A 25,722-nucleotide genomic window follows, 5' to 3' on the forward strand; every position below is an offset into this window, starting at 1 on the left:
ACACTTTGCAATACTCTTGAGCTTAACCGTGCTAGAGAGCTTTTCAGGGATCGCGTTTAACACAAGGTTAAAACCCGGAACAGCAGTGTAGCGAGCAAGTAAAACTTTCCGCCATAAAACCTTATGACATTTAGTGAAGATCCAGGCCGGGCCCCGGTAGGGAGTAATGAGATGCCGTTTAAACAAATCCTACTTCCTCTAGATGGCTCAGCTATCGCTGAAGAGGCCATCGCCCATGGAGTTATGCTGGCGCAGAACAGTGGTGCAAAAATTCACCTTCTTCATGTACAAAATTCTGAAGAGCAGAGCATAGATCCGGTGGACTGGCGGCTGCGCAGAGTAGAGCTGCGTAGCTACCTCAACCGTTTGGCTGAGCCCATTTCGGAGCAGGGTATTACTGTAAGCCAGTCTGTGGTGGAGGGGCGCCCAGCAGAGCAGATTGTAGAGTACTGCGATGAGGTCGATATCGATCTGATTGTACTCACTGCATACGGCAAGGGTGGCGTCAGCCGTTTCGATTTCGGCAGCACCGCCCAAAAGATTTTTAGTGGCTCTGGGCGGTCCTTCATCATAGTGCATCCGGGTTTAAAACCTCCGGCCCAGGAAAACATGGCTTACCGCCGTATTCTGGTCTCGATGGATGGTTCCTCTCATTCCGAGTGGGTTGCTTGCCAGGCGGCATCAATGATGCGTGGGCAAGAAATGGAAATGATTCTGCTGCAAGTGATTGCTGTGCCAGATATGCCCCGCAAAATGCCGATCACCCGCGAAGAACACGCCACACGGGAAAAGTTTGTCGAATGCAATCGACGCGCGGGTGAAGTCTACTTGGAGGAGATGGCTCGCCAATTGGAAAACGGCATCAAAGTGCGGCCCTTGCTGCTGGTTGCACAGAATGTCGCCGAGTGTATTTATGCCACTGCTGCGGAAGAGGATGTCGATCTGATTGCCATGAGCGCGCACGACTGGCAAACCGGTGAGCAACACGTAACGGGTACCGTCTGCCACTCCGTTATATCCCACAGTAACCTGCCGGTTCTGGTATTCCAGGATTTGCAGGAATCCCAATTACAGGCTCTGCGCGCTGACAACATAGCCTGCCAAATTCGCCACTCAACTCTTCCGGTAAGAAATGAAGCGCATCGATGAAATTGCGGTTTTGGAAAAAGCAGGGCGCTCGCCAGGGGTACAAGTTCTTTGTACATGCAAAGTCCGAGCAAAGCGGTACTCAATCTGGGAGTACCGCCCACGGGATTGGTAACAATTCGAACCGGGATAATGAACAGCAGCGCCTGGAAGACATAGCCGCGCTGGCCAAGCAGCACGCAAGCCCTGTCGGTACCGGTGGTGGCTACCGCTTGCGACTGCACTTGCGTCAGTTAGAAAAACATTTCGAGAAAATCTATCGGCATCTCGCCACTCGGGTAGAGGCGGGCGAAAAAAGTACTCGCAGTGAAGAGTGGCTACTAGATAACCGCCATGTGGTCCAGGAAGCCCTGCAGTTGGTATGTGAGTCCCTGCCGGTGAACTACTTAAAGCAGTTGCCACAAGTTTCTGCCGAAGACGGCAGTGTCGACCTGCGTTTGCATGTCCTTGCCGATGCATTGATCACCGACTTCTCCCAACCCGTAGATATTCAATCCATTCACCTGTTGGTTAAGCACTACCAGGAGGATGCTGTTTTAACCACCGGCGAACTCTGGGCACTGCCCGCACTTTTACGCCTTTGCCTATTGGAGCACTTGGCGCAGCTGGCCGAGGATGCCTTGGGAGGACATACCGCTACAGAAGAGGAACTCAGCGTTGGCATTGCCAGCGGTATCATTAGCCTGCGAGAACTGCGCAGTTGTAACTGGCGGGATTTTGTTGAGTCCCTCAGCCGTGTAGAACATATATTGCGCAAAGACCCTGCAGACGCCTACCGCCGAATGGATTTTGAAACCCGCGATAGATACCGGGATGTGATAGAAAAGCTGGCACGCGGCAGTGGCAAAACCGAGCAGCAGGTTGCCCAGTGCGTGGTGGAACTGAGCGGCGTACAGAAAACCGATAAGCGCACCCGGCATGTGGGATACTACCTGATAGATGAAGGGCGTCCACAGCTGGAAACCCTGATGGACTATCGCCCTGGCTTTCTGCAGCGCCTTCATTGGCAGCTATTGCACAAGGCATCCAGGGTATTCTTTTCCGGATTGGCTCTTTTCTCGATTCCACCGCTACTTGCCCTGGCTGTTTATCTACTCTGGAGCGGTGCTTCTATCATTTTGACGTTATTGGTACTGCTGGTTACCGCAGTGCCAGTGGTCGGTATGGCCCTGGCTCTGGTTAACGGCTTGATTACCCACTGCTTGCCCCCGCGCCTGCTGGCAAAACTGGATTTTGATAAGGGCATATCCAGTGAATACCGCACGGTTGTGGTTATGCCGGTACTGTTTGCCGATGCGGAGGATATGCAAAGGATTCTCGAGTGTCTGGAAATCAATTTCCTCAACAACGGAGATAGGAATCTTGTTTACGCAGTTTTAAGTGATTTTGCAGACGCCGATACGCAAAGTACCAGTGAGGACACAACATTATTAGAAATCGCCAAAGCATCTATTGAAACCCTGAACGAACGCCACAGGGTCGATGAGGGCAGATCACCGTTTTTACTATTACACCGTGAGCGTCGCTGGAATGCGTTGGAAAACTGCTGGATGGGCTGGGAGCGCAAGCGCGGCAAACTGATCGAATTCAACAGACTATTGTCTGGCAATGAGGAGCACAGTTTTACCACTTGTTTTGGCGATCGCAAACAGCTGCAAGGCATTCGCTATGTCATCACTCTCGATGCCGACAGCCAGATGCCACCAGACACCGCACGACGCCTCGTTGGTGCCATAGCGCACCCGCTCAATCGCGCAGTGGTCAACAGCAGCACACAAAGAGTGGTAGCAGGTTATGGATTTTTACAGCCCCGGGTGGAAACCGACCCGGCTAGCTCTGATGGAACCCTATTCAGCCAGATTTTTGCCGGTGATCGCACCGTAGACCTCTACACCCACGCCGTCTCGGATGCCTACCAGGACCTGTTCGGCGAGGCGATATTTACCGGTAAAGGAATTTACGATCCGGAGGTTTTCTCCCAGACCCTGGCCGGGCATCTTCCAGAAAATGCCATCCTCAGCCACGATTTAATCGAAGGTGCCATCGGTGGTGTAGGGCTGCTGTCGGATGCAGTCTTCTATGAACAATACCCACCTAATGTTTTCGCCATGCTGCGCCGCTCGCACCGCTGGATTCGCGGTGATTGGCAGATACTTTCCTGGCTGGGCAAACGTGTACCGGTCGATAGCGGTGAACGAGTCGACAACCCTTTACCGACAATTCAGCGCTGGCAAATCGTCGATAATCTGCGACGCAGCCTGGAGGCCCCCTGCCTGTTGGCACTTTTTCTGCTGTCCTGGAGCGGTTGGCTACCAGGCCATGCCTGGGCTTGGACTTCGGCGCTACTTTTGTTGTCTTCCGCATCGGTATGGCAGGAATTACTATCAATGGTCTGGCGCAGCATCGCTGATCCCAGCCGCGCCCATCTTCATTTCCGAGGAGGGCCGGCGGTTCTACAGCAGCGCTTTTTACACTGGCTGCTATCGCTGGTTCTGCTCCCGGTGCAAGCGATTAACGCGTTGGATGCGATCGTACGCACACTCTATCGGCTGCGCGTTTCCCACCGCCATTTGTTGCAATGGACATCAGCGGCACATGTGAATCGCTCTGTCAGCAGTGCACTGACTGCGTTTGGCAGTTGGCGTGCGATGTGGGTTTCCCCACTGATCGCTCTATTGGTAACTGCAGGCTTGGCTTATTGGGTTCCCGCCAGTCTCTTACCTGCAGCACCGTTTTTGTTGGCCTGGCTCTTTGCACCCCAACTTCTTCACCATATCAATTTACCGCGAGAGCTGGAGCCATCAGTTCTATCAGAAGAGGACAAGCGCGAGTTGCGTTTGCTAAGCCGGCGAACCTGGTTTTTCTTCGAACACTTTATGGGGCCTGACGATCACTGGCTGCCGCCAGATAATTATCAGGAAGAACCCCTGGCGGTCCTGGCCCGGCGTACATCCCCCACCAATATCGGGCTGGGCTTGCTCTCTATTCTCAGCGCCTACGATTTTGGTTACGTTGATCTCAGCCTGCTATTAGCTCGACTCAACAACAGCTTCGACCGTATGCGCGGACTGGAGCGCTATCGCGGACACTTTCTCAACTGGTACGAAACCCGCGAACTACACCCGCTCAACCCCCGCTATGTCTCCACCGTGGATAGCGGCAACCTGGCCGGCAGCTTACTAACCCTGGCCTCCGGCCTGGAATCCCTGAAAAGTGAACCACTGAGTGGACGCCAGCTGGTACTGGGGATCACCGATACCCTCGATGCCATGGCAGAAACCCTGCAGCCGGTCGATACGGACTCCGCCCCCAACGAAATCCGTGAGATCAACGCGCAGCTAGCGCAGTTTCGCCAACGTTTACAAGCCGGCGCGGAGCACAATCGCTGGTGGCAAACCATCGACGATATCTATGAGAGAGATGTACCCTGGCTACAGAAGCAGATGCTGGCGCTGATCGAGGGTGACGAAAAAAATTTCAGCGCAGAGGATCTCGGTCGACTACGCCAATGGCTCGATGAACTGCACCGCCATGCAGTGGCCGCGAGGCGCTATCAGGAGGCGCTCGAACCCTGGCTGCGACTTATGCAGGTACCACCCAAAGTCTGCCGAGAGGGTGTGGAGCATGTCAGAAAAGCTTATCTCGCCCTGGCAGATACTTTGAAAATCCCGGTTTCCCTATCGACCATGCCAGACTTTTGCGATGCTGCGGAACAACAACTGCTGCAACTGCAAAATCACCTCGCTGCAGAACCACAAGGGCACGATGAAGCCGCCTCTTGGTGTGAAAAAATGCATAGCGCACTGGAAAGCGCACGGGAAAATGCCGCCAGTTATTGCCGAGACATTACCAGCCTTTCCACCAGGGCACTCAACTGGGTGGAAGAGATGGATTTCGCCTTCCTCTACGATCGCGATCAGCATCTATTTCATATCGGTTACAACATTACCGATGCTGCACTAGACGCCAACCACTACGATTTACTCGCCTCAGAATCGCGCCTGACCGGCTTCCTCGCTATTGCCAAAGGCGATGTACCGGCGCGCCACTGGCGCCACCTTGAGCGACCATTTCGGCACCTTCATCGCCGGGTGGTGTTGATGTCTTGGAGTGCGACCCTGTTTGAATATTTAATGCCGCGGCTGTTTATGGAAACGCCAGAGCACAGTTTGATAGGGCGGGCCTGCCGCAATGCCATTGAAGTGCATCGCAAGTTTACCGGCCGCTTCGAACTGCCCTGGGGTATCGCCGAATCTGGTTACTACGAACTGGACAGCCAATTGCACTACCAATACCGCGCCTTTGGAGTGCCAGGTATCGGTTTTCGTCGCGACCTTGGTGAACGCCTGGTTATAGCGCCTTATGCTTCCATGATGGCACTACCATTCGATGCCGCAGGGGTTATGGCGAACCTGCGCCAGCTTCGCGCCGAAGGTGGTTACGGCCAGTTCGGTTTGTATGAAGCGATTGACTATGGCCGTACGGCCAAAGCTATACCTCGACGCGCACGCACTGTGCGCTCCTATATGAGCCACCACCAGGGCATGATCCTGCTGGCCATTAATAACTACCTCCACGACGACATAATGCAACAACGCTTCCACAGCGATGTACGCATTGCCGGCCTGACACCACTACTGCACGAACGCCTGCCCACCGCGCGGCCGGCACTAAGACCCTGGCAGCAGCCGGGGCTACAGCGCAGTTTCCACGCCGAGGGAGCCCTGCAGAGCTGGTCTGCTCTTCCGGGGAGACCCTATCCGCAATACAACCTGCTCTCTAACGGCCACCACACCCTGCTGCTGGGAGCAGATGGTTCAGGTGGCAGCTATTGGCACAATCTTGCCCTGACACGCTGGCAGCCAGATCCGACCCAACACCAGGGCGGGCACTGGAATTATGTCCGCGATCTGGATAGCGGCGAGCTATTTTCTGTGGGGCTGGCCCCCTGTGGCGGAGACGCCGGCCACTGTATGGCCAACTTCTCACCACAGGAAGTAGAGTTCCAGCGCCGTGAAGCGGAGTTATTCTGCCGCTTACACATTGCCCTCAGTTCCCAGCATGACTTAGAAGCTCGCCGACTGGTGATCAAAAATGAGAGCAATCGCAGCCGCCACCTGCTGCTGGCGGATTATGCCGAGGTGGTGCTGGCGCCAGAACGCGATTACCAGCGTCATCCCGCCTTTGCCAAACTGTTTGTGGAGAGCCAGTACCTGCCCGATGAGCAGGTAATGCTCTATCGAAGGCGGCCTCGCAGCGGCGAGGAAAAACCGATATATCTAGCCCACTGCGCATTGGTTTCTGCCGATGTAAGTCACCAGCTGGGCTGGGAAACCGATCGGGTACGTTTCCTCGGCCGCGGCGGGTCCCCGGCAAGGCCTCTGGCCCTGCGACGAGGCCTGGAAGGCTTCACGGGAACCACAGGCCCTGTATTAGACCCGGTAATTGCCTCAGCCCAAGAAATTTCTATTTCGCCTCATTCTGAAGTCGAAGTGATCTACCTGACTGGCGCCAGTAAGTCACGCCGGGAGTTGTTGGCTGTGTTGCGCTCTTATCGCTCGCGGCCCAAGGCACGCTGGGTATACGACCTGGCGCGAATGCAGTCTGAACAGGAGTTACACAACCTGCGTATCCCCGCGGTAGATGTCTACTGGATGATGGAGTTGCTCTCCGCTGTACTAGCTCCATCCGGCGGGCTGCGCGCCTCTTCCCGAGTATTGGCCCGCAGTCATCATATTCAGCGTTGCCTGTGGAGCCGTGGCATCTCCGGAGATAACCCAATCCTGTTACTGCAGGTGCGCAGTGAGCAGGGCATTGATTTTGCCGAGCCCATTCTGCAAGCCCACACTCTCTGGAGCGGCCGCGGCCTGGCTATAGATCTGGTTATTGTCGATGAGGATTCCGCCGGTTATTCCCAGCAGACCCGCGACAGGTTACAGGAGATGATCGCCGATATTCGCGGTCGTACTATGCGCAAACTAAACGGCTCAGTGGTGATGGTGCCAGGCCAGGAGCTGCCAGAGTCTGATCGTATGGGCCTTTTGGCTGCCGCACGGGTATTGCTCGATTCCTCAGCAGGGCCAGTGGCCACGCAGCTGGAGAATAGTGCCACCGCACTACAGGCTCAGATGCAGCCGCTGCCTCCTTTTGTACCGGTGCAATCTGCAGGTTATGCCCAGTTACCAACACCAGCCCTGCAACGCCCAAATGATCTTTTATTTGATAATGGCCTGGGTGGTTTTTCAGCGGATGGGCGCGAGTACATCCTGCATCTACAAGCAGGCAAGCCGGAAGAACCGGGCCAGCGCCCTCCAGCACCCTGGGTAAATATCATCGCTAATCCCAACTTCGGTTGTCTGGTATCCGAAGGGGGTTCCTGCTGTACCTGGAGCGGCAACAGTGGTGAACACCGGCTGACCGCCTGGAATAACGATCCGGTCCGCGACCCCAGTGGTGAAACCCTCTACCTACGCGATGAAGAGAGCGCCCAGGTTTGGTCTCCAACCCCGGCCCCGCGGCCCGCCGAGACCGACTATCAGGTAAGACATGGGGCAGGTTACACCGAGTATCGCCATAACAGCCACGGCCTTGAGCAGTCCTGGCGTATTACGGTCGATCGCACTGCTCCGGTGAAAATTGGCCGGCTGACATTGAAAAATGGCTGGAACAGGCCTCGCCGCTTAACGGCCACCTACTACGTGGAGTGGGTAATGGGACTGACCCGCGGCAACAGTTGGGCTCATCAAGTCAGTGAGTTCATACCAGAAAGCAATACGTTATTGGCCCGCAACGCCTTTGTCCCGGATGCCAAACCCGGTGTCGCCTTCCTGACTGCCAGCCTGCCACCTCACGGTCTGACCACAGATCGGCATGAGTTTATTGGTAGTACCGGGAGCCCACAGGCTCCGGAGGCACTGTTTCGGATTGGCCTCTCCGGAAGGGTGCAGTCTGGCGGCGACCCTTGCGCCGCTTATCAAGTCCATATTGATCTGGCTATCGGCGAAACCCAACACATTTATTTTGTGATGGGGGAGGGGATTGATCGTGCCCAGGCATTGGATTTGGCCGGTGAATTCCGGGATCCACAAAGAGCCGCAAACTCCCAGGCCGAGTTCGAACAGTTTTGGGAGAATTATCTGGGTTCTGTTCAGGTGCGAGTGCCCGATAAGGCCACCGAGCTGATGGTAAACCGCTGGCTACCTTATCAAACCCTGGCCTGCCGCCTCTGGGGCCGCAGCGGCTTCTATCAATCCAGTGGTGCCTTTGGTTTCCGTGATCAGCTTCAGGATGTACAGGCACTGCTGTGGACACATCCCGATTGGACACGCCAACATATTTTGCGCACTGCCTCACGCCAGTTCCAGGATGGAGATGTACTGCACTGGTGGCATGAAAATCCCTTACGCGGTGTGCGCACCCGCTGCTCCGACGACTTATTGTGGCTGCCATTTGTTACAGCCCAATACATTCGCACCACGGGTGATTACCAAATCCTGGATGAACCGGTCAGCTATCTTGCCGGGGCACCACTGGGCAAAGATGAGCACGAACGCTACGCCGAGTTTGAAAGCAGCGATGAATCCGGATCTCTGTACGAGCACTGCTGCCGCGCAATTGAGCGCGCCGGCGCCGTAGGACCGCACGGGCTACCGGTAATCGGCAACGGCGACTGGAACGACGGCTTTAGCCGTATCAGTACCACCGGCCGCGGTGAGAGTGTATGGATGGGCTGGTTTTTACTGCGAGTTTGTCGGGATATGGCACCCCTGTGCGACTACATCGGCGATTCTGCACTGGCAGAATACTACCGTCAGCTGGGAGAAAATTTCCGTCAGCAGGTAGAAGACAGCGGCTGGGACGGCGCCTGGTATCGGCGCGCTTATTACGATGACGGCACGCCGATTGGTTCTAAAGAGAGTGATGAGTGCAAAATTGATCTGATCGCGCAGACCTGGTCGGTGCTCTCCCAAGAAGAACCCACTGAACGTGCCCACAAGGCAATGGAGTCAGCTAACCGGCATCTGGTAAACGAGCTCGCTCGACAGATACTTTTGCTCAAGCCACCTTTTAATAAAACCAAGAAGGACCCCGGCTATATCAAAGGCTATCCGCCAGGTATCCGTGAAAACGGTGGCCAGTACACCCATGCCGCGACATGGGCAGTTTGGGCCGCCGCCGGGCTGAACCAAAGTGAGAAGGCCTGGCATTACTTCAATCTATTAAACCCGGTCACTCACACGGATACTGCCGAAGGTGTGCAGCGCTACCGCACCGAACCTTATGTATTAGCCGGCGATGTCTACGGCGTGGCCCCCCATGTGGGGCGCGGTGGCTGGACGTGGTATTCCGGAGCGTCCGGCTGGCTGTATCGCAGTGCACTAGAGGCATTGCTCGGGGCAAAAATTCTTGATGGTAATCACTTGGTGATCGAACCCTGCCTACCGCAAACCTGGCATAACTATCACTTATCGCTGCGCTTTGGCAGCAGTCGCTATGAGATCGACATCAGTAATTGCGGTGGCTGTCCGCGAGAAATAGAGTCACTGACTCTGGACGGTGAAAACATCTCCTCGGGGAAAATCCCTCTTAAGGATGATGGTCTGGAGCATAAAATCACTATTATATTTTGTTAATAGTATTTACGTCCTAAAAATTTTGTGGTTATCCATTAATTACCTAGCGTTCACCTGTTGCGCCCTGAAAGATGCATAAACAAATTTACAACCTAAAATAATAAGTGACAATTCATTGGTTATTTGGGAAGTAAACTATCGAACAGGCTAGGCTTAAGTTTTAGAAATCAAGCTGGGACGGTTTATCGATGTCTATCACTTCTACGGCAAGTAAAATATCACTAACAGCAATCTTAATCTTCGCATCAAGCATCGCATCATCCGAAATTCAGTTGGAAAGCTCTAATAACTTAAAAGATGCACATAAAGAAATATCAGCCATCGCAAATGATCAAGAAATTAGTCTTGCCATAAGGAAAGAGGCATTGATGGCTGCAGGTAACATAGAAAAGGTTGCACTTGAAATAAGTAAGCTTAATGCAAGAATCTCAATTCTTGAAAAGAAATTAATGGTTAGCGAGAGAATGATTGACGACTATAAAAACTTAGTTGACCAATTGGAAAGAAAACTAAAGGAATATGAAAGTGAGTGAAGAGAGTATTAATGAATTAAAGGCAAGAATAGAATCCGATCACACAGAATTAGAATCTATTGAATCTAACAAATATGAAGATATTTCCGCCTCTCTGGATCAGCACAGCCAGACTTCCAGCTTAGCTGTTTTGTTAATTGGAATACTCTTTGCGCTTATAGTGGCCTATTTGATAAGTAAAGATAAAAACCCAGGGGATGTCCTTCGCGCATGTGGAACCATATTGATTATAATCTCAGCGATATACCTGGTTGTTGCTGGATATTCTGAAGAACAAATCGCCCCGGTTATTGGCTTGCTGGGAACTATTGCAGGATATATTTTAGGTAAGTCAACAGGCAGGGAGCATAGCTCAAAAAAATCATCTGAAAATAACAATGTAAAGAATGGAACTTCAGACTCAATAAATTCTCACGCTGAAGATAACAAAGGGAATACAAAAGGCCCGTCAGAAGAGGGTTCACATAAGTAGCACTACAACCTTGATGACTGATTTGTATTAATTCAGACTAAATCTGATAGATCCTCTTGAAAAAGAAAGGGTGGCCGATTTTGATAAAGGCGCCAAAATCTAATAACAAAATTAAGGACAAACCCCATGATCTATGGTAATGATCGTATCATCAATCTTGCAGAAGAGCCTGGCAACATCTCAAAAGATTATAAGAAGCTTGGCGTATCGAGAGGCACTCTCTATCGCTACAAGAAAGTTTTTTCAACAGGCGGTTTAGATACCCTTCTTGTAACCACATGACCCATTTTGACGCAGCATTTGACGTGGCAGTGATGTCTTATGCCCTCATTACGACGAAAGTTTTATGGATCAATAAATGAGTTATAAACGAGAGGGTGCTACAAGTTGGATTGTCAAGGAATCTTAATGAAAATTAAGAAGCTGCCTACTACCTATAGACTTGGAAGTTTAATTCTAGCTATGGGGATTTTTATATTGACTGTGCTTCTAAGTGGGTGCGGACTAACCATAAATCAAACTATTAAAATACAAAACTTCGGAGCAGCAACAGAGAAAGTTGGAAGCTTAGGAGAGAAGGAATTCCAGAAGATTAGAAGCGAAATTATAAAAATGAAGATTGAAATTATCGCCCTAAACAACACTAAGAAGGCAAACAGTTTGGATCTAAAAAATCCTGTATCTGTAGAGGATACTAGAGCAAGAATTGCAGCGGTAAAAGCCCTGCAATCTTACGGAGAGTTATTAATAAAACTAGCGTCAACTAACAGAAAAGAAAATATTCAAAAAGCCGCAAACTCATTTTCCAGCAATATAGCTACAACACCAAATATCGATTTACCAGAAAAAAGCAAGGATATGATTAACAAGTTAGCTGTGGGCTTCGGAACCTTCTGGATAAGCCATAAGAAAGCTAAATCTGCTAAAGAAATAATCCCTGCCTATGAAAGTCCAGTAGATCATCTTGCCGACTTGCTGGTCGAAGATTTCGCACTAGAATCAGATTCTCATGGGTACCTTAAAGCATACTGGATAACTGCGCAGCAGCTTCATAATATTGCTAAATTTATCGTTGATTCAGGAGGTGAATTTTCGCCCTCAGAGCGTTATCGGGCCGTTAAGGCGCTAGCCTTATCTGAAAGCTCCATCATTTATGCAAGTGAAATGAGTGGAACAGCAAAAGGTGTTATCCGTGGTCTAAAAAAAGCCAACTCAGAACTAGTCAAAGTTATAAAAGATAATTTTTATACAGCTGGAGATATTGAGGCTTACTCGAAAGAGGTTCAAGAGCTGGCTAACACCCTTGAATCTCTAAAAATTAATCCTTAGAGAGAAAGTAATGAAAAGGTTAATTTCCGAAATAGAAAGATTAATTAAAGCGCTGGAAATGCTTAGGGACTCCCTAAGCGAGCCATCTTGGGATATCACTGAAAAAATTGACCTATTACGCACAATACAATTAAATTTGATTTCTGAAGAAATAAGTAAAAAAACGAAAAGGTATAAGACTGTAACAGCCGCACTAAATGAAGCTTCCAAGAAAACTAAAGACGCCACTCATGGTTTAAGCAAGCCTGATCTGGCCATTCAGAAAGTTTCAAATGCCATTAGCGCGATCAATCAACTTAGATTAAGAGATAGCTGATTTGAAAGTGTATGAACTTAAGCAAGCTCAATGAAAAACACCATGAGCTATATAGTTACAATAATATCAGCATGAATCAATCATGAATCAAATGAAGTAGCACATGCCTGAGAAAAATTAAGTCACACGGTCCTTCATTTCTTACAATATTATTTCTATCCTTTCAATTATTAACTGCAAGAGGAGAGCCACAGAATTCTATAATTTTTTATAAAATAGTGAATGACTAAAAATCAAGGTCTTAATATCCAGACATGGAACAAAGTGAGAAACCAATGAGCGACGAAGATGAATATATAGAGAGCGACGAAATTGATGGTTGCTTATGCGACTCAGAAGATTCTGAAACTATTCAAGAAAGTATAACGCTTGATGAAGAGCTGCCTGCTGCATATGGAGGAGTCGCCTAATGCCATATCAATTAACCTGGCTCCCATCTGTTCTGGAAGATGCTGGTCTTAAAATAGCGGAGGTCGATGGTTGGGCAAGCCGAGGCAATGGTAATATGTCATCTTCTATTAAAGGAATTGTTTGCCACCACACAGCTGGAGCAGCTAAAGGTAATATGCCCTCGTTGAATACTCTTAAAAATGGGCGTAGAGATCTTAGCGGGCCTCTCGCGCAACTTGGCCTAGCTAGAGATGGTACTTATTATATTATCGCTGCTGGAAAAGCAAATCATGCCGGGAGTGGAAGCTGGAAAGGTGTGTCGGGGAATCGTAATGTCATTGGAATAGAAGCCGAAAATACAGGATACGCTAAGTCAAAAAATGGAAAAGTGGCTGACCCTTGGCCAGAAGTACAACTTGATGCATACAAAAGAGGTGTAGCGGCGATACTGGCCAAGCTGGGTCGTGATTCAAGTTGGTGCTGTGGCCACAAGGAATGGAAAGCGAAACCTGATCCTCATACTATAGATATGGATGAGTTTCGCAAAGATGTCCAATCTATAATGGATCGTCAAGTACCTCCCCCATTGATTCCGACAAAAGATAGCCAGGATCGTCCGACTTTGCGTCGTGGAAACTCATCAAATTTACGTTTTGTAGTGAGGGATATACAAAGAAAAATTGGATTTCCTGATGATAAAATTGATGGTCACTTCGGCCCAATTACTGAAGCGGCCATTCGAAAATTCCAGAGAGATAATGGACTTGTGCCAGATGGAATTATTGGGCCGAGAACCTGGACCATACTTGACAGTATCTAGCGACATATGATGCTCACGTCGCCATTTAAAACGGGTTCATGCACAGATAGCAACCACTTATCTTTATGGCAAGCATTAGAAATATTGCTATCGTTTCAACCTTATTTGATAATCGATATTTTTATTTAACTATCGCTCGCAAATCAAAAACTCATCAGGATTACCGTGTGTGATTTTCGGGCGTAGTCCAATCGTTATGCCAACATAAAAATAACTGGGTCGCTGCATATGTAAATACTATTTTTAAGCTGTCAGCGCCTTGTAGATCCGGAGTGCAACTTCCGCATCGTCTAAGTACCCATCTATTCCATGTCGATTCGATGTATGATTATCGATATTTGTTTTATTCTCAATCGAAGGAGTGATAGGAAAATATTTCTTATTCAAAGGATAGAGTGCTACAACATCACGCTCGTCCATCGCGTTGAACCAATGACCAACGCATTTAGGAAAACGTATCGGGCTTAGTTTATGCTTGACCGATGTCACAGCCAGCGGGCTTCCCAGAGTCAAATGCAGTGGAACCTTCCAGCCCTGAAAATCGCCCTCAGCTGTTAGTAGACTGTAGGAAATAATTGTACCTAGAGAGTGACTTACCACGACAGTTTCTACATTTGGATCAAATGCATTTCGAACCCCATCATCGATGAGGCTTTTGAGTCCGGTATTGACCAGATATTCGTAGGCATCCTTGATGAAAAGTGCTATTGAGGTACTGCTAGCACCTGGTACAAACCTGTCAATTCCTTTTAGGATTGTTTGAACCCACTCCCAGTTTAAAATCCCCCTCTCGACAACCTGACTATCATCTACCTCCCTTAGCTGACGATCTGAAACATTATAATTCTTTCTGATTTCCTCAAGTATATTAATAAAAAAAAGTTCCTCTTCTCGACTTGGTCCACTGCCTCGAACAATTACCTTTGCTGAGTTCTCTATTGAAGATCCTTTTACCAAGTCATGTAAAGTCTGCCCATAGTAAGGGAATCGTATCTTTGTTTCAGGGATAGGAAGATCTAGTCCACTCTTTGCCAAACCTTTACGAAAGGCATCAATCCAGTCAGATTTTAATTGGGTTGAGCTTTTAAATTCCTGTGCCCTTCCATGAACAAAGACAAGCTCTCTCATAATTATACTTCCTTATGTTGCATGGCTAAGTGGATGGCATTAACGCCATCTGGATTATATAACGTCCAGAAAGAGTTCGGGACGATATATTCACGAATAGAATTAAGCGAATTTGGGCTAACAATTTTACAGGCAGAAAGTAGAGCCCAACCTTGCGACAATAGTGGCGCAAAAGGAAATACTTGACCTGAATCCCCCATAGTGTGACCGTCTAGTTCCCTAGACAGCATGGCCACATCAAAAAGGCAAAAGCCAAGAGTATTTCGTAAATAGCGAGCAAGCATATGTATAGGCTCACGGTTGCCTAGATCTCTATATGCATATGACATATAGATGGACAGGGACGGGTCAACGATCACGTTAGATAGTATAATCCTATTAATTTTTTCTAGCACAGCTTCATTGCTCTGGCTGAAAGATCCCATCGCAGTCGCTGCTGTAACTATTGAGCGTAGCTGCTGTAGCTCCCTTTGGCCGGGTTTGAATTCCCCCCAACGCGACGATGTAGCCATTGAATCATAGTTAACACTTATAAGCCCTTCATCAGCGAAGGTCAACGCACCAATGAATTCCTGAATTGCGGGTAATACGACCCCTGTGCCATCATCGAAAATAAGTAAGATATTCTCTGGACCAGTAGTCTCAAGTTGGACATTCACGGTATTCAAATCATTACCTAAGATCTCAACGCTTGCATTCATTGCTAGAGCTTCAACTGGCCTCTTTCCCGAAATCTTGAATCCGCATTTTGACTCAAGATTCTCCGGCCCAAACGTACGAGCACATGTAGCTACTAAATCATCAAAGGCCCTAGCTTCTGTCAGCACGTGAGTGGACACTTGAGAGATCATACTTTTAATGTCAGCAGGCTGCTGATTAATCACATTTACTAAAGCTTGCTGGGACAGTGATGTTAGATCATGATCGGAAGAAGGGGAGGAGTTTTCAGGGGGTGCAGCCCAATTTAATTCAGTTGCTTTTAGCGGCAACTCAGATAGCCAAGAGTTAGTTGAAGTGATGCGCGCATTAGGCACCTGACTCTTTCCAACTAATTTAAAGGTACGTTTTGGCACCTCAACTTCAAGAAAATCATTCAAGGGATGGGGTCTTATTAAGTTTCTTCCAATGTTCGTATCCATCTCTACAATATGAGCATGGTCCCCTTGCAAAGCCTCAACGAGAGTCTCAGTATAAACACCCTTGTATTTCTTCTTGGAGACGATCTCCATTGAGGGCATTCCGACTCTAGTAGCAAAAAACAGATCTATCTTCTGCTCTTTGACCTGTGGACCGTAATTCGGAAATAGTTCACCACCTTTGACTCCATGTGCTATTGAGCTGTCAGCTGCAGTGCGGCAGGCGTCGGAAATAAAAATCACATGAGGAATTGAACTATCTCGTGCGAGATCAACGCTTCCTTCCAAGTTTATGGCCTCACTGGTATTAACAATAGCATTAGATAAAAGCCAGAATTCATTCCTATGAATGTTAATGCCGTGACCTGAGAAGTAAATAATCAATTGATCAATCGTGTGAAGGTCGACAAACTCCTTTACAGCTTCCCAAATTTCCATGAATGTAACAGGCTTCTCTTTATCAGTAATTACCCGGATGTTTTCATCATTGACCCCTTGAGATTGCATCCATTTGGTCATTCTTTCCACGCAGTCCCAAACTGCAGGGAGTTCGGGTAGGATATCTGTCTGACGGACTCCGATTAATATAGCAGTACGATTCATAAGACCTCATAGGCTGGGCGAGCAGCTCTTCTTGCTGCAGGATAGACTATAACCCATAGAATAGCCCAGAGCTTAAACTTAAGAATTTTTATAGCTAAAAATTAATCAACCTGAATTGACACACATTGAAATTCTTAGCACCACCCTTAGCTCGTAAAAAATCTTTGCACAGCTTTATTTTATCTATCAATTTTTTGATTATTTCCCATTAACATATATCCAACCTGAAACCAATGCAATCAAGTTTCAGTTGCTTAACAAGGTGGAGGTGATTTTATGTTTTGATGTTTTTTCATTTCATACAAGTAAACTAACTGTTTAGCGTGATCTAAATAGACTTTGAATGAGCGCCAAAAAAACACTGTCAGAATCATGAAACTCCTATCTTTCAATTTATACTTATCTTTGTGCACTAAAATTTAGAAAACATGGAGAATTAAATCTCATCTACTAGCATTTATCTTGAGGGTTACCAAAGCATATTTTTATATCATATATTCATACTGTAGCTTATGCCCAAGATACAGATGTAAGTACATAATTTTCACTCAACTCACTCACCTAATATATTAGGAGCTAATGATGACTGTACGTGATATTCAGGAGGCCTTGAATAGGCTAGGATTTGATACGGGCCCCATTGATGGGATTCGTGGAAGATTAACTATTAAGGCGATTAAAGAGTTTCAAAGGTCAAAAAATCTAATTGGAGATGGGATTGTTGGCCCCAGAACCCGAGCAGCTCTCTTCAAAGCTAATGACGCCCCAATAAGTAGAGAGTTTGATATTCCAGTATCAATGCCTTGGCTGGAGACAGCATTTGACCTCATTGGTACACGCGAGAAACCTGGAGCTGGATCGAATGAAGCAATTCTAGGCTGGGCAGAAGACCTTGATCTATTTAATTACCACGACGATGATATTCCCTGGTGCGGACTTTTCACCGCTCACTGTATTGCATCACAGCTTCCTGAGGAAGTAATACCTACAAGTCCACTCACCGCTCAAAATTGGAAGAATTTCGGAAGAGAAGTGAGCCCACGCTTAGGTGCAACAATGGTCTTTTGGCGAGAGTCCAAGGATAGCTGGAAGGGGCATGTCGGCTTTTATTGGGCTGAAGACGACCATGCGTATCACATCCTCGGTGGGAATCAATCAAATAGCGTTAATATAAAAAGAATAGTTAAAAATCGCTTAATTTCTGCTCGATGGCCTATAACCAGCTCAGATATTGACGCACAAATAAGATTTGCCAGCCCCAACGGAATGCTCATTTCTCAAAACGAAGCATAAATTGAATTTTCAGGACTTTAAGTATCTGATAGGCAAGATAAACTTGGCATTTACTGAATGAAATTATATGCAAGAGTGGAGTAATCTAATGATTTTACTAGATAGTGACTTCATTTTCGCTGTAGCACCAAAGTTTTCAGGAAATTTTGCGAAAGAGCAGTCTCGTATTATTGAAGCAGTAGCTGTGGATTTCTCTAAAGTGCTTGATGACTATTTAATAAATACACCATTACGCATAGCTCACTTCATGGGTCAAGTAACTCATGAATCTGCGGGATTTAGAACTACAGAGGAGTTTGCATCAGGAGCTGCTTATGAAGGCAGAAAAGACCTTGGACATATTTATCCTGGAGATGGGAAGAGATACAAAGGGCGAGGCCTTATTCAGTTAACTGGAAGATACAATTATCGTAAGATTGGGAAAAAGCTAGGCCTTCCACTAGAGGAGAACCCGGAGCTAGCAGCTGAACCTACCACATCTTTGAAGATTGCTTGTGAATACTGGAAATCGAGGAGTATTAATCAACCAGCTGACAGAGATGACCTCGCAGAAGTAACGAGGCGTGTTCAAGGTGGTGATCGTCATATCAAGGAGCGGCGTAAATACCTTCGTAAAGCGAAGCAAGCACTTGCAAATCTTAGCGGAATGAAAATATCCTTTAGAGAGGGGGAGACCTCACAAGTACTCCACCGAGGTTCTTCCGGTAGCACAGTTACTAAACTTCAAAAACTGTTACAAGACAAGGGATTCGGCTTAACTGTCGATAGTGATTTTGGGCCTGCTACAGAGCTAGCAGTAAAAATCTTCCAAAAACAAAATAATTTAGTCGAGGATGGAATTGTCGGCGGTAACACCTGGAAGGTCTTAAGATCTTAGTGAGGATGTATCATTCTAGCTAATATCGAGGGGGGCTCTTAAATATTATATTTGAAGCTAGATTTGATGAAAATTCAGTTACAATATCACTAAATGGCATTTCTACAATGATCATAGTCGTACTTACCAGAAAAAGAAGTTAAGAAACAACTGAGAATCTAAGTAATGTACTCGATAAAAACCTTTGATATCAGCAGCTAATTATCTAGTCTATTCCGTGATAGCCTCATAGAATCGTAAAATTAGACGCATTTAAACAAAAAGAAAAAATGAGAAACCTTAAGTCAAATAGTGATAAAGTTTCTAATGTATATAGGGCGCTGAAGAGTGAGAAGCAATCTCGATGCAATACGTCTTCCAATGGCGGTCGTAGTATATGGCCTGGGCTCTTTTCGTTTATACCAACCACAGTGTTCCCCACCCACAAACTATGCCAGATATTGCGGGCGGAAGAAGTGACTGTAAGAATTATGGTGTGCGCTTGTAAACGAAAGTTTTTCCATCTTGACGGAGGATCAGCGAAACGACAGGGCCCACATCGGCGCCTTCAAATTCGATAGTTAGCCCTGGTACCATCTTAGATGCATATAATGTGGATGATTGCGGCCGAATGACGAACTCTCCGTATCCCGCTGAAACAATAAGGCCCGTATAGCCACGACTAATCTCAATGACATCGTCCTTAGCCTGCTCATAGCGTCCGACCCCCCTTAAAAGAACTTTCTCAGGTAAAGTAATGAAATCTGGGGTGGGGACGATCTTAGTAGATACTGTTTGCTGGGGGTTCAAAAAATGGTGGCCGATATCGTCTAATCCTTCGCCACTCGCAGCATCTGCCAAGGCAACAACACCGGCTCTCCGTGCTGGGTTAAAGCCCATAAATGTGCGTGATCCATCGCTGCTGCCGTTAGACCAATAATAGGTTTCTCCATGGGTCGTCGTTCTGCGCCAACCCAGGGCCATACGAGTGATATCACTGCCTCCAGGCCTATCGACCGACAACATCAAACGCGAGGCAGCCACCAAATCCTTAGGGCCCTGGCCGTTGGTGAACAAGTCGAGAAGAGTGAGGAGATCGTTGGCAGTAGAACGCAAACCACCAGCCGGAGCGAGCACACCATCACTAGTGGGGCCAATCGGGCTGAGGTAAAAGTCATGGCCTTGAGCGCGTCGTGCTGCCTTTCTCGGGTCATCCTCTAAAGTAGTGTCACTCAACCCCAGTGGCTCTGTCACACGCTCTCGCAGTATCTCTGCAAAAGAGCGGCCTGACTTCAAAGCAATGCCTTGACCTAAAAGTCCAAAAGCCAGGTTTGAATAGTTAAATTGAGAGCCTGGACTAGTTTGCAGATGGTAGCTTGGTAAGCTGCCATAGAGCTGTTCAAAGGAATAACCTGCATATTTATTCGGCGCATCGGGTACAGATGTAGCAAGGTTGTTGGGCCTAAGCGGCAATGCAGCACCATGTGTAGCCAGGTCGGTGAGGGTGATTTGTCGTCCTTTAAAAGTTGGAGCCTTTACTCCGTCTGGTACGTAATCCTGAAGTGGGTCGTCGAGCCTTACGCGCTTATGTACGACTTCAACAGCTAATAGCAGGGCGGTAAAAATCTTAGTTAGCGAGGCAACTTCAAAAATGGTATCACCGCCTAGCTGGTAGTCGTCCTTGGCTTCAGGGTCCCGAACGGTAATGATGCGACGACCAGAGGGCTTCAGGGTGCCTGTAACCGCGGCATGTGCCCCATGCTGCTTAAGAATACGATGACGTACAAGACGTTGAAGCTCGTCTACACCTTTCGCTGTATTATTTGATAAAGCGTCTAACGCAAAGAGTGGCTGGGGCAGGGTATATGCGATGGCAGCCCCCAAAAAAACTTTAGAAAAATCACGTCGATCCATGGCGATCAGTACCTATTGAAGAAGTCAGTCAGGAAAATCAATATACGTTTACAATACCTAACCAATAGTTAATTTAAAACAATCAAATTGCTGAAAGAGTATCGACTACCAATATCTACAGAAGTTTCAGTATTTCATTCGTCATATTGTCAATGAGTACAAAGGAGTGAATTAGATTGAGCGACTTATGAAGAAATCGATATCCACAAAGGTCTGTTGTTTCCTTGTCAGCCTACTCAGGGGAATTAGCCAAGTCATCCTACAGAAGAACGCATTGAGTGGAGCTTTGTTTTTGTTTGGTGTGGCAGTTAACTCCATCACTATGGCTATTGGAGTCCTAGTTGGTGTTATCTCCTCAACAATTTTTGCACATATTAAACATTACCCGGTGAATGATATTGAAGAGGGGCTATTTGGGTACAATGGCGCATTGATTGGTGTAGTCGTATTCTCTTTATATGCACCTTCGTCACTCACCGTTTTCTTAATTATTGCTGGAAGCGCTCTAACCGTTTTAATAATGCGCTTAATGATGATTCACTTTCCTCTTCCAGCTTATACCGCACCATACATTTTAGTGATATGGGTTATCTGGGCCATGGCTCCGGCACTCAATCTAGAGCCAGCTATAACATCGATGAGTGAGAAAATCTCAACTTGGGGGATATTCGAAGGTATAGGACAGATTATCTTCCAAAATAATGCCATTACGGGGGCTTGTTTTTTGCTTGGGATTTTCATTTCCAATAAGTTACATGCCCTTTGGGGCATCATTGGTGGGCTATTTGCTACATTATTGGCTGAGCTTCTATCTTTATCGACAACACTCATTCTTGCCGGAATCTTTGGCTACAATGCATCACTTTGTGCTATTGCCTTAACAAGTAGAAGTAAGCTATGGTTTGCTCCACTTGTGGGGAGTGCACTAACCGTGCCCATAGCAATGGCTTTTATCAATGCTGGCATCATTGTATTAACAGCACCATTTGTACTTTCCAGCTGGGCAATATTGTTACTTAAGAAAAGGTTTTCATTAACTTACTGATAGAAAGGTCAGAGTGTGGCCAAATCTTATGACTGATTCGGCCACAGTATTTAACTAGGTATACTTGAGCTTTTTATCTTCACAAAGAATAACTTAATAGATATCTGTTAGTTTCTTCCAGCTATAACACCACCATCTACATCCCAAATTGCACCGGTAACCCAACTAGAGTTTCCACCTAGAAGGAAGTTAACAACATTTGCAACATCATTTGGCACACCAATTCTCCCAATGGGGTGGAAAGAATCAAATCCGGATAGTGCTTCATCTATTTCATTAGGATCAATAAAGTTCTCATAAATTGGTGTTTTCACGACTGCTGGAGAGACTGCATTAACTCTTATGTTGTACTCGGCAAGCTCCATGGCTAAATGCTGAGTTAGGGCATGGAGCCCAGCCTTTGCCATTGAATATGCTGAAGATGGAGTGGCTTTAATTGCTTGCTGGGCCCACATAGAACCAATATTAACTACACTACCAGAGCCATGCTTTATCATATTCTTCGTAACAGCTTGGGTAATAAAAAATAACGAACGATTGATTTCTAGATATCTGTCATAGTCATCATTTTCATGCAATAGAAATGGCTTGGGGTTGAAATAACCCGCAGCATTTACCAAGTATCGATAATGAGCTTCATCTTTCTCGATAAGCTCAATGAGAGCACTGACATCTTTTTCTTGGTAAAGATCTGCCTGGAGCGTTTTCACTTCCCCATAGGTAGATAGATAATCCTCTGCCTTTTTTAGCTTTGCTTCCTTACTACCAACGACTATGGGCGTTATCTCTTGTTTTATCAGCTGCTCCGCAGTAGCTAGCCCAATTCCACTTGATCCTCCCACAACAAGGGCCAACTCACGTCTATCTTTGTCTTTAGCTTCAACTATAGTCTCGTTCACAAATTTTCCTCGATAAGATAATGTAGATAGCGTGCAAGTAGTCTAGGCAAAGCAAAGCCCTGATGAAAAGTAGGTACAATTCGGTGTATTAGTTACTTTTTGGTAAGTATTTATGGAACCAAACAAAAAGAAAGTCCTAAGAAAGGCGCCACCAAAGCAAAGCGCCCGGATGGTTGAGACTATCTATGGCTGTAAATGGTCGCTTACAGTCTACCGTTTGCTGGCTTTGGAAATAAATCGACCAGGAGAGATGGTACGCAGTGTGGAGGGTCTGAGCGCAAAAGTACTTAATGAATGTCTCCGTAAAAACGTAGAGTTTGGTATCTTGGAACGCGTGAGCTATAACGAGATTCCTCCCAGGGTTGAATACACAGTTACAAAATTTGGTGAAAAATTTTTAAATGTATTGGAGGAATTGGAGAAACTGCAAGATGAGATAGATCAAATGGACTCACAATGAAAAATTACCTACAAGGATCATATTCACATCCAAATCAAAACCATTTCACTGCGTTTCCCAATATATATTGCGCAAGCTATCTGATAAGAGTTGAGTTTGAAGGTAAACCGGAACACAAGATTCCATTTGATTAGTAGCTACACTAAAACCTTTAACGTGGTGCATTTATAGGCACAACTTTTCCATTATGACCAAAGAATAGCTGAATATTTTAATTAACAAACTAAGGACGGTTATAGCATGAAAATTGTAGTGATTGGCGCTAACGGAACCATTGGTAAATCAGTTGTGACTGAACTTAAAGACCATGAAGTTGTAAAAGTAGGTCACAGCAAAGGCGACTACAGAGTTGATATTGAGGACAGGGCATCTATCAAGGCCATGTTTGAGAAAGTCAGCCAAGTTGACGCCGTAGTTTCAGCCACAGGAAATGCAGTTTTTGCGCCAGTTGAGGAACTGACATTTGATCAAATTAAGGCAGCTATCAACAGTAAGTTGTTAGGGCAAATTAGTATTTTCCAGATTGGCCGTGACTATATTCGAGAGGGTGGCAGTATCACTTTAACTTCAGGTATTTTGGCTCAACATCCTATGCGGGGCGGTTCTGCACTCAGCCTGGTAAATGGGGCCATTGAATCCTTTGTGAAAGCCACAGCGTTAGAGCTCGGCCATAAGCTTCGTTTGAATGCTGTTAGTCCACATTTTGTGAAAGAAACCATGGATATGATGGGTATGGATAGTTCAAGCGGCATCTCAGCGTCGGACACTGCAAAAGCGTATCGTCATGCAGTTTTAACCAATGAAACTGGGCGGTCTTTTGACGTAGTGGATTATATATAACCCCCAAAACTGAAACTTATTGTGAGACTTTTTATATCGATGATATGCAGTTTATTGATGGTTATGTATTAATTGATACACTAGCTTTTTCTTGGCGAGATTGATCAAGACGTGAGTTAGTGAAGTAACTACATAGAATATCCACGTAAATGCGATTGACCCCGAGCTGGTAGAAAATACATCCTTCAAGGAGAGAAAACAGCAATAGCCTGTACGAAATACAATGATGAAACTATTCCTGCTCAATCGCTATACATTTTTTGGCTGTTGTGTTCTCACGACTATCGTCAGCCTGCCTCTGTTGGACTCTTACTCCTGGCTCTGGCCTATTGCCGCAATCAGCAGCCTTCTGAGTCTCCTAGGAATTTACGATCTGATTCAAAAAACCCATGCGGTGCGCCGTAACTACCCCATATTGGGCAATATTCGCTATCTCATGGAACGTGTTCGCCCAGAGCTACGCCAATACCTGTTAGAAGGAGAAGAAGACGAGCTGCCTTTTTCCCGGGCCCAACGCTCCCTGGTCTATGCCCGGGCCAAGAATGAGAATGCATCCAAACCCTTTGGTACCTTGATTGACGTCTACGAACCTGGTTTTGAGTTTATCAATCACTCCATACGCCCCAAGGAGGTCAGAGAGCACAAGAGCTTCAGGGTGCTCATAGGGGGACCTCAGTGCAGCCAGCCTTATTCGGCCTCGATCTTCAATATCTCCGCTATGAGCTTTGGGTCCCTTAGTGCCAACGCCATCAGGGCCCTGAACAAGGGTGCCAAGCTAGGGGACTTTGCCCACGATACAGGGGAGGGCAGCATCAGCCCCTATCATCGCGAGTTCGGCGGCGATCTGATTTGGGAAATAGGATCGGGTTACTTTGGTTGTCGAGCCCAGGACGGTAGCTTCGATCCAGACCGCTTCAAGGCACAGGCTCGTAACCCGCAAATTAAGATGATTGAGCTAAAACTCAGCCAGGGCGCCAAGCCCGGCCATGGCGGTATCCTACCCGGGCACAAGGTGACTGCGGAGATAGCATCCACCCGCGGCGTGCCTGAGGGCGAGGACTGCATCTCACCTTCGAGCCATAGCAGCTTTTCTACCCCCCTTGAGTTGCTGACTTTTATCAAACAACTGAGGGAACTTAGCGGCGGTAAACCAGTGGGTTTTAAGCTGGCCCTCGGACACCCCTGGGAGTTTATGGGCATCGCAAAGGCCATGCTCCAAAGTGATATATTGCCAGATTTTATCGTGGTAGATGGCAAGGAAGGGGGTACTGGAGCAGCACCGTTGGAATTCACCAATCATATCGGCGTGCCCCTGCGCGAAGGCCTACTGTTTATCCACAATACCCTGGTCGGCCTGAACCTGCGAGACAAGATCAAGATAGGTGCCAGCGGCAAGATAATCTCGGCGTTCGATATTGCCAGTGTGCTGGCTATAGGGGCCGACTGGGCCAACTCGGCACGCGGCTTTATGTTTGCAATCGGCTGTATCCAATCTCAATCCTGCCACACTAACCAGTGCCCCACGGGCGTGGCCACCCAAGACAAGCTGCGGCAGCGAGCCCTGGTGGTGCCGGAGAAAGCCGACAGGGTACATAATTTCCACCACAACACCCTTAGTACCCTGGCCGAAATGTTAGCCGCCGCCGGATTAGAGCATCCAGCACAGCTAGAAGGAAAACACCTAGTACGCCGTGCCGGTGGCACAGAAGTTCAGCTATTTTCACAAATCCACGTCTACCTCAAGCCTGGTGAATTGCTCAGGGCGCATAACGAGGGGGGCTTCTATGTCCGGGCCTGGCGCATGGCACGTGCCGACAGTTTTGATCCAACCGAGAACGACCCAGCCGGCATCGATTCGGAAAGCGAGGCCGGCACAGCTGAGCTTGCGCTCAGTTGACCAGGGATCATG

Annotated in this window: 19 protein-coding genes; 15 read left to right on the forward strand and 4 right to left on the reverse strand. The window is 47.4% G+C overall.

All coding sequences use genetic code 11. The features are described from left to right. Positions 1 to 171 precede the first annotated feature (171 nt). The 9 genes from ACJJJA_RS12205 to ACJJJA_RS12245 all read left to right on the forward strand — a co-directional run bounded on the left by ACJJJA_RS12205 (position 172) and on the right by ACJJJA_RS12245 (position 13,639). Positions 172 to 1,149: a universal stress protein gene (locus ACJJJA_RS12205; RefSeq protein WP_444884900.1), complete on the forward strand. Its 978-nt coding sequence runs from the start codon at positions 172 to 174 to the stop codon at positions 1,147 to 1,149. Then, the gene (locus ACJJJA_RS12210) at positions 1,146 to 9,779 is read left to right on the forward strand and encodes a GH36-type glycosyl hydrolase domain-containing protein (protein ID WP_444904761.1); all 8,634 of its coding nucleotides are present in this window, start codon (positions 1,146 to 1,148) and stop codon (positions 9,777 to 9,779) included. The genes ACJJJA_RS12205 and ACJJJA_RS12210 overlap by 4 nt, the downstream gene beginning before the upstream one ends. A 188-nt stretch (positions 9,780 to 9,967) precedes the next feature. Further along, positions 9,968 to 10,312, forward strand: coding sequence for a hypothetical protein (locus ACJJJA_RS12215; protein ID WP_444904762.1), 345 nt, complete (start codon positions 9,968 to 9,970; stop codon positions 10,310 to 10,312). Beyond that, positions 10,305 to 10,784: a hypothetical protein gene (locus tag ACJJJA_RS12220; RefSeq protein WP_444904763.1), complete on the forward strand. Its 480-nt coding sequence runs from the start codon at positions 10,305 to 10,307 to the stop codon at positions 10,782 to 10,784. The genes ACJJJA_RS12215 and ACJJJA_RS12220 overlap by 8 nt, the downstream gene beginning before the upstream one ends. Positions 10,785 to 10,910: 126 nt before the next feature. Further along, the gene (locus ACJJJA_RS12225) at positions 10,911 to 11,066 is read left to right on the forward strand and encodes a helix-turn-helix domain-containing protein (protein WP_444904764.1); all 156 of its coding nucleotides are present in this window, start codon (positions 10,911 to 10,913) and stop codon (positions 11,064 to 11,066) included. A 126-nt stretch (positions 11,067 to 11,192) separates the two neighbouring features. Beyond that, positions 11,193 to 12,113 (forward strand): hypothetical protein, encoded by a 921-nt coding sequence (locus ACJJJA_RS12230; RefSeq protein WP_444904765.1) that lies wholly within the window; start codon positions 11,193 to 11,195, stop codon positions 12,111 to 12,113. A gap of 10 nt (positions 12,114 to 12,123) precedes the next feature. After that, positions 12,124 to 12,429 carry a hypothetical protein gene (locus ACJJJA_RS12235; protein WP_444904766.1) on the forward strand — a complete coding sequence of 102 codons (306 nt, stop codon included), beginning with the start codon at positions 12,124 to 12,126 and terminating at the stop codon, positions 12,427 to 12,429. A gap of 275 nt (positions 12,430 to 12,704) precedes the next feature. Further along, positions 12,705 to 12,839 (forward strand): hypothetical protein, encoded by a 135-nt coding sequence (locus ACJJJA_RS12240; protein ID WP_444904767.1) that lies wholly within the window; start codon positions 12,705 to 12,707, stop codon positions 12,837 to 12,839. Beyond that, positions 12,839 to 13,639 (forward strand): peptidoglycan recognition protein family protein, encoded by an 801-nt coding sequence (locus ACJJJA_RS12245; RefSeq protein ID WP_444904768.1) that lies wholly within the window; start codon positions 12,839 to 12,841, stop codon positions 13,637 to 13,639. Before ACJJJA_RS12240 ends, ACJJJA_RS12245 begins: the two co-directional genes overlap by 1 nt. Before the next feature lie 243 nt (positions 13,640 to 13,882). Here ACJJJA_RS12245 and ACJJJA_RS12250 read toward each other — a convergent pair whose 3' ends face one another. Together ACJJJA_RS12250 and ACJJJA_RS12255 are read right to left on the reverse strand one after the other, a co-directional pair. Beyond that, complete coding sequence (locus ACJJJA_RS12250; protein WP_444904769.1) at positions 13,883 to 14,767, reverse strand: hypothetical protein; 885 nt, start codon at positions 14,765 to 14,767, stop codon at positions 13,883 to 13,885. A 2-nt stretch (positions 14,768 to 14,769) separates the two neighbouring features. Next, positions 14,770 to 16,506, reverse strand: coding sequence for a caspase family protein (locus tag ACJJJA_RS12255; RefSeq protein ID WP_444904770.1), 1,737 nt, complete (start codon positions 16,504 to 16,506; stop codon positions 14,770 to 14,772). Between the two features lie 579 nt (positions 16,507 to 17,085). Here ACJJJA_RS12255 and ACJJJA_RS12260 point away from each other — a divergent pair. Continuing rightward, positions 17,086 to 17,799 carry an NlpC/P60 family protein gene (locus ACJJJA_RS12260; protein WP_444904771.1) on the forward strand — a complete coding sequence of 238 codons (714 nt, stop codon included), beginning with the start codon at positions 17,086 to 17,088 and terminating at the stop codon, positions 17,797 to 17,799. Positions 17,800 to 17,887: 88 nt separating this feature from the next. Further along, a complete protein-coding gene (locus ACJJJA_RS12265) occupies positions 17,888 to 18,676 on the forward strand; it encodes a peptidoglycan-binding protein (protein ID WP_444904772.1) in 789 nt (262 codons plus the stop codon). 468 nt (positions 18,677 to 19,144) lie between these two features. Here the strand turns inward: ACJJJA_RS12265 and ACJJJA_RS12270 are convergent, their stop codons facing one another. Continuing rightward, positions 19,145 to 20,569, reverse strand: coding sequence for a serine hydrolase domain-containing protein (locus tag ACJJJA_RS12270; protein WP_444904773.1), 1,425 nt, complete (start codon positions 20,567 to 20,569; stop codon positions 19,145 to 19,147). 187 nt (positions 20,570 to 20,756) lie between these two features. Here ACJJJA_RS12270 and ACJJJA_RS12275 point away from each other — a divergent pair, with 187 nt between their 5' ends. Beyond that, on the forward strand, positions 20,757 to 21,614 hold the full coding sequence (locus ACJJJA_RS12275) for an urea transporter (protein WP_444904774.1): 858 nt from the start codon (positions 20,757 to 20,759) through the stop codon (positions 21,612 to 21,614). Between the two features lie 107 nt (positions 21,615 to 21,721). On the opposite strand, the gene ACJJJA_RS12280 is transcribed toward ACJJJA_RS12275, so the two are convergent. Continuing rightward, complete coding sequence (locus ACJJJA_RS12280) at positions 21,722 to 22,513, reverse strand: SDR family NAD(P)-dependent oxidoreductase (protein ID WP_444904775.1); 792 nt, start codon at positions 22,511 to 22,513, stop codon at positions 21,722 to 21,724. A gap of 112 nt (positions 22,514 to 22,625) precedes the next feature. On the opposite strand from ACJJJA_RS12280, the gene ACJJJA_RS12285 reads away from it, so the two are divergent. From ACJJJA_RS12285 to ACJJJA_RS12295, 3 genes are all read left to right on the forward strand, one after another. Further along, positions 22,626 to 22,973: a winged helix-turn-helix transcriptional regulator gene (locus ACJJJA_RS12285; RefSeq protein WP_444904776.1), complete on the forward strand. Its 348-nt coding sequence runs from the start codon at positions 22,626 to 22,628 to the stop codon at positions 22,971 to 22,973. A 240-nt stretch (positions 22,974 to 23,213) separates the two neighbouring features. Beyond that, positions 23,214 to 23,813: a short chain dehydrogenase gene (locus tag ACJJJA_RS12290; RefSeq protein WP_444904777.1), complete on the forward strand. Its 600-nt coding sequence runs from the start codon at positions 23,214 to 23,216 to the stop codon at positions 23,811 to 23,813. Between the two features lie 223 nt (positions 23,814 to 24,036). Beyond that, positions 24,037 to 25,710 (forward strand): FMN-binding glutamate synthase family protein, encoded by a 1,674-nt coding sequence (locus tag ACJJJA_RS12295; RefSeq protein WP_444904778.1) that lies wholly within the window; start codon positions 24,037 to 24,039, stop codon positions 25,708 to 25,710. The last annotated feature ends 12 nt before the right edge of the window (positions 25,711 to 25,722 follow it).

Source organism: Microbulbifer mixtoriginis (SeqCode) (assembly GCF_052466865.1).